Below are 698 nucleotides of genomic sequence, written 5' to 3' on the forward strand. Positions count from 1 at the left end.
CCTACCCGCTGCCCGAGGCGCAGCTCGACCGCTTCCTGCTCAAGCTGACGGTGCCGCTGCCGGAGCGGGAGGAGGAGCTGGGTGTGCTCCGCGCGCACCACGCCGGTTTCGACCCGCGTGACCTGCGTGCCGCCGGCGTACGCCCGGTGGCCGGTGCGGCGGACCTGGCCGCGGCCCGGGCCGAGGTGCAGCGGGTGCACGTGGCCGAGCCGGTGCTCGGCTACATCGTGGACGTGTGCCGGGGCACCCGCTCCGCCCCGGCGCTGGAGCTGGGCGCGTCGCCCCGGGGCGCCACCGCGCTGCTGAACACCGCCAAGGCGTGGTCCTGGCTGGCCGGCCGGGACCACGTCACGCCGGACGACGTGAAGGCGGTGGCCCGGCCCACGCTGCGGCACCGGCTGCGGCCGCGCCCGGAGGCGGAACTGGAGGGCGTGACCGTGGACACGGTGCTGGACTCGGTGCTGGCCACCGTGCCGACGCCGCGATGACCTGGCGGGCGGGTCTGCTGCTCGGCCTGGGCGCGCTGACGCTGCCGTTCTGGCCGGCGCCGTTCGTCGGGGTGGCCGTGCTGACCGTCGTGGTGCTGCTGCTGGTGGCGCTCGACCGGGCGATGGCCGCCCCGCCGCACGCGCTCACCGTGACCCGCTCCGGCGACCGTACGGTCCGGCTCGGCGGCACCGCCACCGTCACGCTGCACC

Annotated in this window: 1 protein-coding gene and 1 pseudogene; both read left to right on the forward strand. The window is 77.2% G+C overall.

Features of this window, described 5'->3' with window-relative positions; translation table 11 throughout:
* The coding region (locus tag KBX39_RS32455; protein WP_210874248.1) for a MoxR family ATPase at window positions 1-488 on the forward strand (488 nt) is incomplete at its 5' end.
* Window positions 485-698 (forward strand): annotated as a pseudogene (locus tag KBX39_RS32460) (DUF58 domain-containing protein); the annotation flags it as partial. The gene KBX39_RS32455 and the pseudogene KBX39_RS32460, both read left to right, overlap by 4 nt.

Source organism: Micromonospora sp. D75 (assembly GCF_018070405.1).
In the GTDB taxonomy this organism is placed as follows: Bacteria; Actinomycetota; Actinomycetes; order Mycobacteriales; family Micromonosporaceae; genus Micromonospora; species Micromonospora chalcea.